The organism is Ensifer sp. LC384 (assembly GCF_001695865.1).
Lineage (GTDB): Bacteria > Pseudomonadota > Alphaproteobacteria > Rhizobiales > Rhizobiaceae > Ensifer.
On record NZ_MBST01000005.1, the window covers coordinates 69,411 to 83,857 of the forward strand.

General features: G+C 60.7%; 11 protein-coding genes. 4 read left to right on the forward strand and 7 right to left on the reverse strand.

Translation table 11 applies throughout. The features are described from left to right. Positions 1-2: 2 nt before the first annotated feature. Complete coding sequence (locus BC363_RS06835; protein ID WP_065781215.1) at positions 3-1,193, reverse strand: cystathionine beta-lyase; 1,191 nt, start codon at positions 1,191-1,193, stop codon at positions 3-5. A 341-nt stretch (positions 1,194-1,534) separates the two neighbouring features. Here BC363_RS06835 and BC363_RS06840 point away from each other — a divergent pair, with 341 nt between their 5' ends. The 4 genes from BC363_RS06840 to BC363_RS06855 all read left to right on the forward strand — a co-directional run bounded on the left by BC363_RS06840 (position 1,535) and on the right by BC363_RS06855 (position 5,799). After that, positions 1,535-2,560: an amino acid ABC transporter substrate-binding protein gene (locus tag BC363_RS06840; protein WP_065781216.1), complete on the forward strand. Its 1,026-nt coding sequence runs from the start codon at positions 1,535-1,537 to the stop codon at positions 2,558-2,560. 92 nt (positions 2,561-2,652) lie between these two features. After that, the gene (locus BC363_RS06845) at positions 2,653-3,846 is read left to right on the forward strand and encodes an amino acid ABC transporter permease (protein ID WP_065781217.1); all 1,194 of its coding nucleotides are present in this window, start codon (positions 2,653-2,655) and stop codon (positions 3,844-3,846) included. 4 nt (positions 3,847-3,850) lie between these two features. Next, positions 3,851-5,005, forward strand: a complete 1,155-nt coding sequence (locus tag BC363_RS06850) for an amino acid ABC transporter permease (RefSeq protein ID WP_065781218.1) — start codon at positions 3,851-3,853, stop codon at positions 5,003-5,005. Positions 5,006-5,022: 17 nt separating this feature from the next. Continuing rightward, entirely contained in the window at positions 5,023-5,799 is a 777-nt protein-coding gene (locus BC363_RS06855; protein ID WP_065781219.1) for an amino acid ABC transporter ATP-binding protein, read from the forward strand. 75 nt (positions 5,800-5,874) lie between these two features. Here the strand turns inward: BC363_RS06855 and BC363_RS36300 are convergent, their stop codons facing one another. The 6 genes from BC363_RS36300 to BC363_RS06885 all read right to left on the reverse strand — a co-directional run bounded on the left by BC363_RS36300 (position 5,875) and on the right by BC363_RS06885 (position 14,387). Continuing rightward, positions 5,875-7,059, reverse strand: coding sequence for a DUF4384 domain-containing protein (locus BC363_RS36300; RefSeq protein WP_065781220.1), 1,185 nt, complete (start codon positions 7,057-7,059; stop codon positions 5,875-5,877). After that, positions 7,060-7,395 (reverse strand): caspase family protein, encoded by a 336-nt coding sequence (locus tag BC363_RS36305; RefSeq protein ID WP_065781221.1) that lies wholly within the window; start codon positions 7,393-7,395, stop codon positions 7,060-7,062. Further along, positions 7,392-8,948, reverse strand: a complete 1,557-nt coding sequence (locus BC363_RS06870; RefSeq protein ID WP_065781222.1) for a caspase family protein — start codon at positions 8,946-8,948, stop codon at positions 7,392-7,394. The genes BC363_RS36305 and BC363_RS06870 overlap by 4 nt, the downstream gene beginning before the upstream one ends. Then, positions 8,949-9,839, reverse strand: coding sequence for an OmpA family protein (locus tag BC363_RS06875; protein ID WP_065781223.1), 891 nt, complete (start codon positions 9,837-9,839; stop codon positions 8,949-8,951). It lies immediately after the preceding gene. A gap of 21 nt (positions 9,840-9,860) precedes the next feature. Next, positions 9,861-13,016 carry a c-type cytochrome gene (locus BC363_RS06880; protein WP_065781224.1) on the reverse strand — a complete coding sequence of 1,052 codons (3,156 nt, stop codon included), beginning with the start codon at positions 13,014-13,016 and terminating at the stop codon, positions 9,861-9,863. A gap of 117 nt (positions 13,017-13,133) precedes the next feature. Beyond that, on the reverse strand, positions 13,134-14,387 hold the full coding sequence (locus tag BC363_RS06885; RefSeq protein ID WP_065781225.1) for a ferredoxin reductase family protein: 1,254 nt from the start codon (positions 14,385-14,387) through the stop codon (positions 13,134-13,136). Positions 14,388-14,447 lie beyond the last annotated feature (60 nt).

Genomic DNA, 14,447 nt, shown 5'->3' on the forward strand with positions numbered 1-14,447 from the left:
GGTCAGACGGCCCTTGCCGCGGCAAGCCCCTTCTCGATATCCCGGCGAATATCGGCAACATCCTCAAGACCGATCTGCAGGCGAAGGACCGGGCCCTCGGTCGGCGCCAATGCCACCTTGCGATCCGACAGGCCGACGTGAATCGCCAGGCTTTCGAAGCCGCCCCAGGAATAGCCAAGGCCGAACAGCGACAGCGCGTCAAGGAAAGCGTGTGCCTTGGCTTTGAAGCGGTCGGGGCCTTCCGCCTTGAGCACGAAGGAGAAAATGCCGCTCGCACCGGTAAAATCGCGCTTCCAGAGGTCGTGTCCGGGGAAGCTCGGCAGCGCCGGATGCAGGACGCGCGCAACCTCGTCGCGGCCTTCCAGCCATGTCGCGAGCGACAATGCGCTTTCCTGGTGCCGCTCAAGGCGGATGCCCATGGTGCGCAGCCCGCGCAGGATCTGGTAGCTGTCATCGGGAGAGACGCAGACACCGAGCGTAACCATCGCTTCCGTCAGCGCCGGCCAGTGGGCGGCGTTGGCCGACACCGTGCCGAGCAGCACGTCGGAATGACCCGAGGGATATTTCGTGGCAGCATGGATCGACACGTCGACGCCGTGGTCGAGCGGCTTGAAATAGACCGGCGTCGCCCAGGTGTTGTCCATGGTCACGATGCAGCCGTGGCGATGCGCAACATCGGCGATCGCTCGGATGTCCTGCATCTCGAACGTATTGGAGCCGGGAGCTTCCGTGTGCACCAGTCGCGTGTTCGGGCGAATCAGGCTTTCGATCGCAGCGCCGATCATCGGGTCGTAATATTCCACGGTAACGCCGAGGCGCTTCAGCATCGTGTCGCAGAAATGCCGGGTCGGGAAATAGACCGAATCGACGATGAGCGCGTGATCGCCAGAGGACAGATAGGTAAGGAACGGCACGGTGACGGCGGCAAGCCCCGTGGGAACGAGGATCGTGCCAGCGGAGCCTTCAAGCTCGTTGATCGCGTCGCAGAGCGCATCCGTCGTCGGCGTACCACGGGTGCCGTAGGTGTATTTCTGCGCGCGGGTCTCCATCGTCCTGGCGTTCGGGAACAGCACCGTGGACGCGTGCACGACCGGTGGATTGACGAAACCGAAATAGTCGGAGGGTTTGTTTCCGGTATGGGCCAGTCGGGTGTTGATGCCCATCTTGCCGTTCACATTGCCGCTGTCTGCCATTGAATATTCCGATGTTGAAAAACCGATCCGGAACTCTTCGAACGCCCTACAACCGGGGTCAAGTGGCAAAATCCGACAAAGGCGCTTTGCGACCGAAAGCAGCCGCCATTGACGAATTTTCGCTCAGCAATTGCTCGTTTTCTGCAAAGCCTGCCTAAACTTCTGGCTTGTTTCAGGTTTTTCACACGCAAGATCAGAAAATCGGCAACATCACTTGACCCTCATGGATTTTGAGCATGAGATAGGTTGCACTCGCTCCAGGAGGGTGGCGGAGGCTGCACGCGCTGGGAGACGCGCCAGTGCAGACGGGAACTAACGACAACAGAAAAAAGGTTCTAAAAATGGCAAGAAGAATTCTGACAGCTCTTGTTGGCGCTGCTGTCATGGGGATTGGCGCACATGCGGCTTCGGCTGCGACACTCGATGACGTGAAGGCCAAGGGCTTTGTCCAATGCGGCGTGAACACCGGCCTTGCCGGCTTCGCCGCACCGGATGCTTCGGGCAACTGGAGCGGCTTCGACGTCGATTATTGCAAGGCGATCGCCGCCGCGATCTTCGCGGATGGCACCAAGGTAAAATACACACCCACTTCGGCCAAGGAACGTTTCCCGGCCCTGCAGTCCGGTGAAGTCGACGTCCTCGCCCGTAACACCACCTGGACGATCAACCGCGACACCGCTCTCGGCTTCAACTTCCGCCCGGTCAACTATTACGACGGCCAGGGCTTCATGGTCCGCAAGGGCCTGAACGTGAAGTCGGCCCTCGAACTCTCCGGCGCTGCCGTCTGCGTACAGACCGGCACCACCACCGAACTCAACCTCGCCGACTACTTCAAGTCCAACAACCTGCAGTACAACCCGGTCGTCTTCGAAAAGCTCGAAGAAGTGAACGCGGCCTATGACGCCGGTCGTTGCGACGTCTACACGACCGACCAGTCCGGCCTTTATTCGCTGCGTCTTACGCTCTCCAAGCCGGACGATCACATGATCCTGCCGGAAATCATCTCGAAGGAGCCGCTTGGTCCGGCCGTCCGTCAGGGTGACGACCAGTGGTACGATATCATCAGCTGGGTTCACTACGCGCTGATCCAGGCCGAAGAGTTCGGCGTCACGCAGGCAAACGTCGAAGAGATGAAGAAGTCCACCAACCCGGACGTTCAGCGCTTCCTCGGCGTAGAAGCTGACAGCAAGATCGGCACCGACCTCGGCCTCACCAACGAATGGGCCGTCAACGTCATCAAGGCAGTCGGCAACTACGGCGAAGTCTTCGACCGTAACATTGGCGCCGGCAGCCCGCTGAAGATCGAACGCGGCCTCAACGCGCTGTGGAGCAAGGGCGGCATTCAGTACGCTCCTCCGGTCCGCTAATACGCTCCGACACGACAGGGGAAGCGGTCCGCCGCTTCCCCATCCCAACGATAAAAACACCCAGAAGGGTGACAAGGGGAAAGAGGCATTGCATGGCGATTGGCGTCACAACTACGCCTGAGAAGAGCAAACCTTCCGGCTCGATCATCAACGACCCGCAAGTGCGCGGGATATTTTACCAGGTCGTAACCGTCGTTATTCTCGTGACCGTCATCTATTGGATAGCGGACAACACGATCGAAAACCTCAAGCGCGCAAACATCGCGTCCGGCTACGGCTTCCTCAACGGGCGTGCGGGTTTCGACGTCGGACAGTCCTTGATCGCCTATACCAGCGATTCTACCTACGGACGGGCCCTCGTCGTCGGTTTCGTCAATACGCTGCTTGTGGCGGTGACCGGCATCATCACCGCAACGATCATCGGCTTCATCGTCGGCATCGGACGGCTCTCGCACAATTGGCTGATCGCGAAACTGTCGCTCGCCTATGTCGAAGTGTTCCGCAACATTCCGCCGCTTTTGGTCATTTTCTTCTGGTACAGCGGCGTATTGGCGGTGCTTCCGCAGCCCCGGGAATCGGCCGCGCTGCCGCTCAACATCTTCCTCAACAACCGCGGCATCGCCTTCCCGAAACCGGTCTTCGGCGACGGCTCGCAGTACGTCTTCTATGCGTTCGTGATCGCTGTCATCGCCAGCTTCTTCGTGGCCCGCTATGCGCGCATCAAACAGGAAACAACAGGACAACGCTTCCCGCTGCTGTGGTCGGTGCTCGGTCTCGTCATTGGCTTGCCGCTCCTCGCCTTCCTGGCGACCGGTTCGCCGATCACCTTCGACGTGCCGGTCGCCGGCAAGTTCAACCTCACCGGCGGCTCGGTCATCGGGCCGGAGTTCCTCTCGTTGTTCCTGGCGCTTTCCTTTTATACCGCAGCCTTCATCGCCGAGATCGTTCGTGCCGGTATCCGCGGCGTCTCCAAGGGGCAGACCGAAGCAGCCCATGCGCTCGGCGTCCGGCCCGGTCTGACAACCCGCCTCGTCGTCGTGCCGCAGGCAATGCGGATCATCATTCCGCCGCTCACCAGCCAGTATCTCAACCTGACCAAGAACTCGTCGCTGGCGATCGCCATCGGCTACGCCGACCTGGTTGCCGTCGGCGGAACGATTCTCAACCAGACCGGTCAAGCGATCGAGGTCGTTTCGATCTGGATCATCGTCTACCTGACGCTGAGCCTGACGACGTCCTTGCTGATGAACTGGTTCAATGCCCGCATGGCCCTGGTGGAGAGGTAAGATCATGAACACACACCAGGCGACTTTCGTCCGTGCCTCGATGATCGAGGCCTCACCGGCGCCCGTCCAGACGGGTGGTCTTGCTTACTGGCTTCGCAAGAACCTCTTTGCGACGCCGAAAGATACCGTCCTTACGATCGTTAGCTTGCTTGTACTCGCCTGGCTCGTGCCGCCGGCGATACAATGGCTCTTCATCGACGCCGCCTGGACGGGCGGCGGGCGTGGGGTCTGTGCGACCGTCGCACAGGGCGGCACGCAGCCGGAGGGCTGGAGCGGCGCCTGCTGGGCCTTCGTCAATGCCAAGTTCGACCAGTTCCTCTTCGGGCGCTACCCGATCGAGGAGCGCTGGCGGCCGGCGCTTATCGGCATCCTGTTCATCCTGTTCCTGACGCCGATGCTGATCCCGAAGGTTCCCTACAAGAACATCAACGCGATCCTGCTTCTCGGCGTGTTGCCGATCCTGGCGCTCGTTCTGCTGCCTGGCGGCTGGTTCGGACTGCCGTTCGTCGAAACGCCACTGTGGGGCGGCCTCATGGTGACGCTGGTGCTGTCCTTCGTCGGCATCGCGGTATCGCTGCCCTTCGGCATCCTGCTTGCGCTTGGCCGGCGATCGACCATGCCGGTGATCAAGATGCTCTGCACGTTTTTCATCGAAGTCGTGCGTGGCATCCCGCTCATCACGGTTCTGTTCATGGCAAGCGTGATGCTGCCGTTGTTCCTGCCGCAGGGGGTGACCTTCGACAAGTTCCTGCGGGCACTGATCGGCGTGTCGTTCTTCGCCTCCGCCTATATGGCAGAGGTGGTGCGCGGCGGTCTGCAGGCGATCGGCAAGGGGCAGTATGAAGGCGCCGATTCGCTCGGCCTCAGCTATTGGCAGAAGATGAACCTCATCGTGCTGCCGCAGGCGCTGAAGCTGGTGATCCCCGGCATCGTCAACACCTTCATCGGACTGTTCAAGGATACGTCGCTGGTCTCGATCATCGGCATGTTCGACCTGCTCGGCATCGTCCGACTGAACTTCTCGGATGCCAACTGGGCCTCGGCGGTCACACCGATTTCCGGGCTAATTTTCGCAGGCTTCATATTCTGGCTTTTCTGCTTTGGTATGTCGCGCTATTCAGGCTTCATGGAACGCGTGCTGGACACGAGCCATAAATGATAAGAGGGGGAGATCGCATGGCCAATGCTGCCACTGCTTCCAAGATGACCGTATCGGCAACTGACGTCGCGGTCGAAATCAGCGGAATGAACAAATGGTACGGAGACTTCCACGTTCTCCGTGACATCAACCTAAAGGTCATGAAAGGCGAGCGCATCGTCATTGCCGGGCCGTCGGGCTCCGGCAAATCGACAATGATCCGCTGCATCAACCGGCTGGAAGAGCATCAGAAGGGCAAGATCGTCGTCGACGGCATCGAGCTCACCAACGACCTGAAGAAGATCGATGAAGTGCGCCGCGAAGTCGGCATGGTGTTCCAGCACTTCAACCTGTTCCCGCACCTGACGATCCTGGAAAACTGCACGCTTGCACCGATCTGGGTCCGCAAGATGCCGAAGAAGCAGGCCGAAGAAATCGCGATGCACTTCCTGAAGCGCGTCAAGATCCCCGAGCAGGCCAACAAGTATCCGGGTCAGCTTTCGGGCGGCCAGCAGCAGCGCGTGGCGATTGCCCGCTCACTGTGCATGAAGCCGAAGATCCTGCTGTTCGATGAGCCGACCTCGGCGCTCGATCCGGAAATGGTCAAGGAAGTGCTCGACACGATGGTCGGCCTTGCCGAAGAAGGCATGACCATGCTGTGCGTGACCCACGAAATGGGCTTTGCCCGCCAGGTCGCCAACCGCGTGATCTTCATGGACCAGGGCCAGATCGTCGAACAGAATTCGCCGGCCGAGTTCTTCGACAATCCGCAGCATGAGCGCACCAAGCTCTTCCTCAGCCAGATCCTGCACTAGGCATCGCCCGGACCTAAAAAAGAAAGCCCGCTTTTCCAGGCGGGCTTTTTGATGTCCGATCCACCACGAAAACGATCATTCGACGTGGTAGCGCAGGGTGCCGACCGACCACCGGATGCCGCGTTTGTCCAGGTCATCAGTCCAGATCTTCTGCAGCCGCGAGACTATTTCGCTCAAAGTCTCACGCGCGTTGAGTTCAACCTTGAGGCCCCGCGTCTTCGGCGCGACGTCAGCCAGATCGACGGCGTCGCTGACCACCAAGGCAACGAACGCACTCTCGCCTTTGCCTGAGGCTTCAAAGTCGAAGCCGTAATACTCATCCGGCAATGTCAACGGCACATTGGCGCTGAGCGGCGTAATCTTCTGTGCGAACTCGTTGGGGAAGATCTGGGTCGCTGCGCCCGCCGTGTTGACGTCCAGCAGGATGAGGCTACCGGCAACCTTGCTCGCGACCGTCAGCTTGAACACGTCACCGGTCTTCATCGACGTTGGCCGGTCGATGCTAATGGTCACGTCACCAGCGTCCATTTTGCCGACGATATCGCCGATCGCATCGACTGCGTTCGCATCCTGATAGCTTGCCTGGCCGGTGTTATCGCCTATGGCGGGCTCGTACCGCGCCTTCGCCTCGGCACCTGCCTGTGCTGGAATGACCGCACTGGCGCCGAGGTTCTGCGCCTTCGTCTCCAGTTGCGGGTCAAGCGTGTCGCATTTCTCCTGCGAGGCGCAATAGGTCGCCGATTGCGCCGTGACATATTCGAAAAGCTCGGCGTTGCTGGTCAGGCCGTTGGCGTTGGCGTCCGCCGCCGCCCCCGTCTGCCCGGCGACATAGGCCGCGGTAAAGACGCCGTGACGGCTCTCGACCGGCAGTCGCACGTCGTCCCAGGCAACCTGATTGGGCGCACTGGCGCGCCAGGCAACGATGCCGCTCTCGTTGGCGCGGCTGGGCTTATCGATGACACCGAGATCGATCCGCAGGCCGCGCGTCAGCGCCTGCTCCACCGGTTTGGCTTCCGGGCGCGGCAGGAAGCGCGCGCCGTCAATGCCGGCGGACACCTCGTCCAACAGCGACCGTGAGATCGTACCGGAGTGACAGGCGTCGATCACCAGGGTTACCGCCCTGCCCTTCAAGCGCTCGAGGATGGCATCGAGTTCGTCATCGGTGACGGCACCCACCCAATCCTTGGCCTTGGCGACAAGGTCGAACGGCGCCAGCGCCTCATCCATGCCGTCGTCCTCGTCGCCATCCTGATCCGTCACCTAAAGGCCGTGGCCCGAATAGTAGAGATAGGCGCGGTCGCCAGGTTGTGTGCCCGCCACCAGCCATTCCTCGATCGACGACAGGATGGCCGTGCGCGTCGCCTGCTCGTCCTTCAGCACCCGTATCGCGGAGCGATCGAAACCGAGCCTCCCGGTCAGCAGACCTTCCATGGCAACAAGGTCGTTTTTCGGTCCGTGCAGAAACAGCTTTGGCGGAAGGTTCTGATAATTCCCTACCCCGATGAGCAAGGCTCGATCCGCGGCCAAGACAGGAGAGCAGAGACCCAGCCCCATAAGCGGCAGCAGGAAACGCCAGGCCAGGACGTCCCCACTCATTGCCCGCGCTCCCGCGTATAGAGCGGCTGGATGGCGACGGCACTGTCGGTGCCATCCAGCCGCTCTTCGAGGAGGCGCAGAAACTTGGATGCGTCGACACCCGGGCTGGACAGGGCCGCAGCCACCGCATCGATCGGGGCGTTCGTCGAGACGACGACAAGATGATCGGCGCCGAAAGGTTTGACCACCTCCAGGTCCCTGAGTCTGAACACATGGCTGCCCGAGCCCTCGATCTGGGCATCGAGAAGCTGGATTTCTCCGGTATTGGCGAGATTGAACACCAGCATGTTCGCGTATCCGGACTGGGGCGCGTCGAAGTTCAGGCGGTCGCCTGATGAATAGATGTCCTTGACCGGCGTCAGCGAGACTTTGCCAGGGTTCTGTGTCGCAAGCACTTTCAGGAAATCGAGAAGGACGAATTTGTCGACCACACCCTGCACCATGTCGGCGGCGACATGTTCACCCGCGACGTCGCCATTCGGCGTGTAGAATGTGCCGCTCGTGGCATCCCATCGATAGGGAACGCCAGTGCCGCCAACATTGTCGAGCTTTGGCGCGGCGCCTTCGACGCTCAGCGCCAGCTTGCCCGCCCAGCCCATTTCTCGGGCCGGTTTCAGCTTTGACGGTCGACCGAACGCTGCTGTGCCATTGTCTGCCGAAAGCGTCGCGCTTCTGGGCAATGACAGGACAATTTCCTTGTCCGACCGCGGCACCTGCGGCGTAAAGTTCGGCACCTGCAGCGCCTCGGACTGGAGCTTGACGTTGGAAAAGACATAGTCTTCAAGCTCGACGCGCGAAATCAGGCCGTCGCCATCACGATCGGCAGCCCCCTCGAGCGCGCGGGAAAAACTCCAGCTGAGTGCCCCCCGCGGCACACCCTCAATCACAACCTCCGGCGTCGGTTGGCTCTCAAGCGATGCAGCAAGGATGGTCACTTGTGACAGATCCGCATCCTTGAGCGCCGCACCAGAAACCGCCTCTTGCGACAGCGGCGGCAATTGCGCCCGCACGGTCGGCGCGAGCCGCGTCTTGCCCGAGATCGATCGGTTCATGCCACCGGAATAGCAGCTGTCGGAAACCAACAGCACCTGGACGCCCTTGGCCTCAGCTTCCGCGAACCAGGCATTCAGCTCGTTATCGACGATGATCTCCTTTGCCGTTTCTTCCGCGCGACTACGGTCGAATCCCGGTAGCTCAAGAAACTCGTCAAGCCCATCCGGTTCGCTGCCGGCGACGAGTTCCGGCATCTGCGCGCCGTGACCGGCATAGGTGAAGATAATCGTGTCGCCCCTCGTTGCGGCGCCGACAAGGTCCAGCCAGGCGGCTCTGATCGCGCCCTTCGCCGCCTGCTCGTTGATGAATTTGCGGATGGTACCGACACCCGCCTTCTTCAACGCCTGAGCAACATCGCGTGCATCCTTGACCGCCCCATCAAGGCTCACTTCATGCGGGTAGATATCGACGCCGACCACGAGCGCGGATGTCGCCGCCATCGCGGGCAGAACCGGCAATCCAAAGAAAACGCACGAAATCAGGATCTTGCCCAGCAGCACCTATTTCTCCACATCAACTTCGACACGGCGATCCAATTGATGCAGCATCGCTTCGTCATAGGCGCTCGGATCATCCGGCTTGAACGGCTCCTCCTCGCCTTTGCCAACAGTCGACCATGTGCCGCTGTAGCCGGCATCGACGAGATAGTTCGCGAGTGCTTCGGCGCGTGCCAACGAGAGTTTCTTGTTCGCCTCAGTGCTGCCCACCGGATCGGTGTGTCCGATCAAGGTGATCGCTTCCGGCTTTGCCGATTTCAGGCACTCGAAAAGATCCTTGGCAGACTGCAGTCCTTCGGGCGTGAACTCGGCCGTTCCGAAGACATAGCGGACGGGTGTCGCCTTCTTCCTGATCGAGACGCCGCGATAGGAGAATTTGCAGGCGCCGCGCATCGCCAGCTTTACAGGCTTCGCTGCGGCAAGCCGCATCTCGGAGGCCAGCCGGTCGAGGCGCAGAATGTAGGCCTTGTCCGGCGCCATCCACTGAGGCGTCAGTTCCTCGTTGGCGGCATCTTCCAGCGCCTGCTGGTAAAATGTCGCCGCACTTTCGTAGTCCTTTCGCTGCCGGTCGATGTCACCGAGCGCGTCGAGGATTTGCCATGGCCCGCCGACCTCATCCCGCACCGCTTTCAGCTCGCTGTCAAAGGTATCGAGCCTGGCGCCGCCACCGACCGCGTTGGCGATACGGTTGAAGGTCGCAAGCGCCGCGACACGCCGCGTAAGCGCTGCCTCTGTACTCGAGCACGCCTTGGTTCGCTCCGCAGAGGCGGCGGCCCGCGCACCGGCCTCATCGCCGCTGTTGAGAGCCTGCGAGGCTTTCGCCAGCGCATCGCAGGCGCTAGCGGGATACGCCAACGGCAATAGCATCGTGGAAGCAAAGATCAGTCGTTTCACCCGATTCCTCATCTGTGGCGGCTAGTCCTTGATCTCGAAAGTTACCATCTGCACGCTGCTGGCGCCGTTGTCGGCCTGCGCCTTCTTGGCGAGATTGACTGCCAGCCCGCGCGTCGGCGGCAGCTTCGACGCAGCCACATATTCCCGCGCCTTTTCGACTGTCAGCCTCTGATCGGCAAGCCCGCCGACGCGGCAGAAGGCCAACATCGTTTCGGCGGGCGCTGCCGTATCGAAGGTCAGCGTGCCGGTCCCAGGCTGCGGGATCACCCTGCTTTCTCCGGGTTGCAAGGTCGTATTGCCGATCATCTCGTCCGGGATAACTTCGACATTACCGTTCTCCTCGACATAGAGGATCTGCAGTTCGCAAGCCTGATTGACGCTCAACTCGAACGAAAGCTCATCACCGACCTTGGCCGTTGTCGTCGGCACCTTCAATGCGAGTGCAAGCTTGTTGCCGCCAGCGACTTCCTGCTTGCGGTAGTCGGGCACCGCGGCGGCCACGGATTGAGGCTTTGCTTCCGGCTGCTGCTCGCTTCCGGCAACAACGATCGTGCCGGTATCGAGCGGGCGACGCTGGACGAGCGGCTCCAGCAGCAAGGCATATTGCTGCTCAACCTCGTTGCGCGGCACGGTGTTGCCGGCCTCCAGCGTCGTCACCCAATCGAGCCCGAGACGAAGGACATTCGTATCCGTCACCCGCTTGATCGCATCGGAAAACTCTTGCGGCGTCATGTCGAACTCCGCCGCAAGAGCATCGAAGTCGAGCTCGTCTTCGTATTTATCGGCGAAATAGGTGACGATCTCGGCGTCGCCGGGTGCGTGCTTGCTCTGGAGTCCGCCGTCCGGTGTCGGCTCTGTCACGCCGAGTTGTTGCAGGGCCTCGACGAAGCGTTGGCGATCCCTAAGGTAGGCCTCATCCAGTTCCTCCTGTTTCACATACATGGCCAACAGAACATCCTGCTGGTTCTTGCTGAACAGTGTCGAGGTGGCGATATGGTCGCGCAACTGGTCGCGTTTCGAAAGAATACCGTCTGCGTGACAGTCGAAACAGGAGCGGGCGTTGACGATTTCCACCCCCTTGCCGATCGGCCGTTCGCGGAACGAAACGATGGTCGTCGGCCCGATATCGAGCTGCTTGCCTGCCGCCGTCGACAGGTAGTAACCCTGCAGGCCGTTGGGCAGCGAGAAGATCATCTCGCCGCCATCGTGCTCGAACGGCACCAGGCCAGCATCGAGCGCGCCCAATTCCTTGGGTCCGTGCGGGAAACGCTTCAGCACCTGTTTGCCGACGTCGCCGCCGAAGTCGTAGGACTTCCAGTAGTAACCGCCAAACGGCATGTCGTGCCGCTCGAGCATGCGATTGTGATCCGAGACACCCGACGAGCCATCCGCAAAGCCGGCGCGCAGAACCTTGCGCCGCCTGATGTTGTCGTCCACATCGATCTTGAAGCGCGCTTCCAGCTCGCGGATATGCGCCGGCAACCTCATCAACCTGTTGTAGATCTCCGGACGGGCGCCATTGCTCATGAACCAGTCAATCCGCATGATCGGCAACTGCGTCTGCGTTTCGTCGGAAAGCGCCTGAAGCGACGCGTCGCTCTTCGGATCGACGCCGTAGAAATAGCGCTTGATCAGGAAGTCGTAATCGGCGCTCTCCCATTGCAACTCACGCAGATCGACCCGCACGAGCAGACCGTTGGTGCCATCCACCTCCGCCGGCAAGACCAGCTTCGGTCCAGAGGAGAGCGAGTTCAGCAGCTTCTTGAAGCCGCCCGCCAGAACGTCCATGCGTTTCATGAACGTGGCCTCATCTTCGCAACCCATCATTCCGTTGTACTGGTCGCGATAGGAAAAATAACGCATGTGCGGGCGATCGAGCGCGCTCACCTTGGAGATGTCCTTGAGCGCGAACGCGACGAACTGATCATAGGACAACATCGGGCGGGATCGATCGGGTTTGGCGGCCGCCGTCTGCGGCAGGTTCTTTTCGCTCAGCGAATTGATCCAGCCTTCGAGCACCTTGACCTCTTCGTCCGTCGGGCGCTTGCCGAGCGGCATGCGGCCGCTGGTAACCGAGGTGAAAAGGCGCGATTTGGCAGCATTGCCCGGCGTGACAAAATTGGCATCGGCCGCGATCGAAGCAAGTTCACCGGCGGGATAGCTGCCTTGATTGCTTTCGCCCGCGCCGTGGCAATTGCGGCAATACTTGCCAATGAAGGCATCCGCCTGTTGGGCGAGCGCCGCATTGTCGCCGGACAATACGGCAGAGGCGGTGTTCTCTTTGCACACGGCCGTCACAGACTGCGCAACCGGCGCCGGCGCCTTGACCTCGCGATCGGACAGGAAAGCATAGATCGCGCGGCGATCATCATCGCTGAGCGCCGAAAGTCCCTTGGCGATCCGCCGCATGACGGGGTCGCTGATCGGTGCGCCGGACAGCTTCTTGCCTTCGCCGATAAGACCCGTCGTAAACACGTCCGGTGCCGCGAGCCCGGCCATCTTCGCCTTGCCGATATCGGGTGCGACCGCACCAGTCAGCCCCTTCTCGCCCTGATAGGCTCTTTCCAGGTCAAGCCCGTAGGTCGTCGTACGCGGCGTGTGACAGTCGCCGCAGCCGCCGACATTTTCGACCAGATAGCGGCCGCGCTCCATCTGGGTCTCTTCGCGCGACTGATAGGCCGGCACGGTGAAATGAGTGCGTTTCCATAGCGTTATCGTCGTCTGACGACTAAAGGGAAAAGCGATCTCATGTTCCTTCGAGGCGGCGTCGGACTGCGGCAAGGTCTCGACATAGGCTTTGATATCAAGCACGTCCTCCGGCTTCATGCCGCCATAGGAGGTATAGGGCATGACCGGATAGAGGTTGTTGCCATCGCGATCGAGACCGACCATCACCGCGTTGAGAAATTGGGCGTTGCTCCAGCCACCGATGCCGTTGGCGTGGGGCGAGATGTTCGGCGCGTAAAAAGTTCCGATGGCGGTGTTCATCTCCATGCCGCCGGACAGCAACTCGGTATTGTCACCGGATCCATGGCAGGCGCCACAGCCGGCGGCGTTGAACATGTACTTGCCGTGCTCGGCATTCGCCTTGTAGGTCGAGAAAGCATCGTCGGCGAAAGCATCGCGCGCCGAGGCCGTCCCGGGACAGAGCATCGCGGCGGCAAGAGCCGCGGCCACGGCTATGATAGATTTCCTCTGGATACCGGCACACCGCGAGACATTCTCTCGCATATCACGCTGGCTGCGCATGAGCCCTACCCCCTCAATCAAAAAGATCGTCATTAAAACGTCTGTTTACCGAAACTGAAACTGTTCGAATTCTACCCGGCGCGGCTTCTTTCCCAGTTCTTTCAAGCCTTTGACGATCGCCTCGCGCAAGGGCGGCGGACCGCAAAACCAAAGATCCGCGTCGCCTGGATCAATCGCGCTGCCGGCCGCAAGCTTCGCCGCGTCCAACCGCCCGTCCGTAGCCGAATCGTGCAACACAAAACTGAAATTGCCGAGTTTCGCTGCCTGCGCCTCGAAGGTTTCCAGGCCAATCGCCTCGTTTCGGTCACGCACGCAGTAGACCATATGGATGTCCTGCCCCTCGTCGCCCCGCAAATGACGGGCCATCGCCAGGAAAGGCGTGACCCCGATACCACCGGCAAGCCAAATCTGTTTCTTGGCGCCACGGCGATGATTGAACCGGCCATATCCGCCCTCGAGCTTCAATCGGTCTCCTATGGCGATTTTCTCCCGCAGGGCCCGCGTGTAGTCGCCGAGCGGCTTGATGGCGAAGCGCACAACGCCATCGGCCTCGATGCCGGCGATGGTGAAGGGGTGCGGCTCGCGCAATCCGTTTTTCAGGACACGCAGGAAGCCGAATTGACCGGGCTTTGCCTTCAGCGCTCGTCCGATCGGTCGGGCCGAGATAATGGTCGCGCCATCGTGCCGGGTGACTTCGAAAACCTCATAGCTGCGCGTCCTCAGCCACGGCAGAAGCTGGGTATAGGCGTAGCTTAGAATGCCGAGTGCGGCGAAGGCGTTGAGGTAGACTGCAAGCAGTGCCGTCCCGTCATAAGGGCGCTTGATGAACATCTGGTGGAACGCGACGAGTACGAACAGCAATCCGATGAAGCGATGGGTATAGCGCCACAGGTGATAGGGAATCTCGATCTTCGTCTTCGGTATGATCTTGACGATGCTGAGAACAAGCAGCGCGCTCAGCCCATAGAAGGCATACTTTCCGGCGGAAGCGGCAAGCTGGTTCAGCCCACTCGTCAACGACAGCCCCTTGAAATCAGGCGTCAGAAAGTAATGCACGAGGATCAGACCCAGCACCGAGATGCCGATCTTACGATGAAAGTGATAGACCCGATCGAGCCCGCCAAACAGGGGCTCGATAAAGGGCGGTCGCGCCGCCATGAACTGTGCGATCGCCATGCAGACAAAAGCCATGGACGAGGCCATCAGTGAGAACGTCGTCGTCGCATTCGTGTGGCTGACGGCCGGTACGGCAAGCAACCCCGCGAACACGACCAGCGACCAGACCAGAAACGCTCCCACCTTACGTCCGCGCCCCTCAACGCCGATTGCCAACGGCTTATTTTAGAAAAGACTGGCAAG

Bases quoted from the DNA above. Each gene is read 5' to 3' on its own strand.
- BC363_RS36305 (WP_065781221.1), bottom strand. From the start codon at position 7,395: ATGAGTGGGGACGTCCTGGCCTGGCGTTTCCTGCTGCCGCTTATGGGG.
- BC363_RS06850 (WP_065781218.1), top strand. From the start codon at position 3,851: ATGAACACACACCAGGCGACTTTCGTCCGTGCCTCGATGATCGAGGCC.
- BC363_RS06840 (WP_065781216.1), top strand. From the start codon at position 1,535: ATGGCAAGAAGAATTCTGACAGCTCTTGTTGGCGCTGCTGTCATGGGG.
- BC363_RS06855 (WP_065781219.1), top strand. From the start codon at position 5,023: ATGGCCAATGCTGCCACTGCTTCCAAGATGACCGTATCGGCAACTGAC.
- BC363_RS06835 (WP_065781215.1), bottom strand. From the start codon at position 1,193: ATGGCAGACAGCGGCAATGTGAACGGCAAGATGGGCATCAACACCCGA.
- BC363_RS06845 (WP_065781217.1), top strand. From the start codon at position 2,653: ATGGCGATTGGCGTCACAACTACGCCTGAGAAGAGCAAACCTTCCGGC.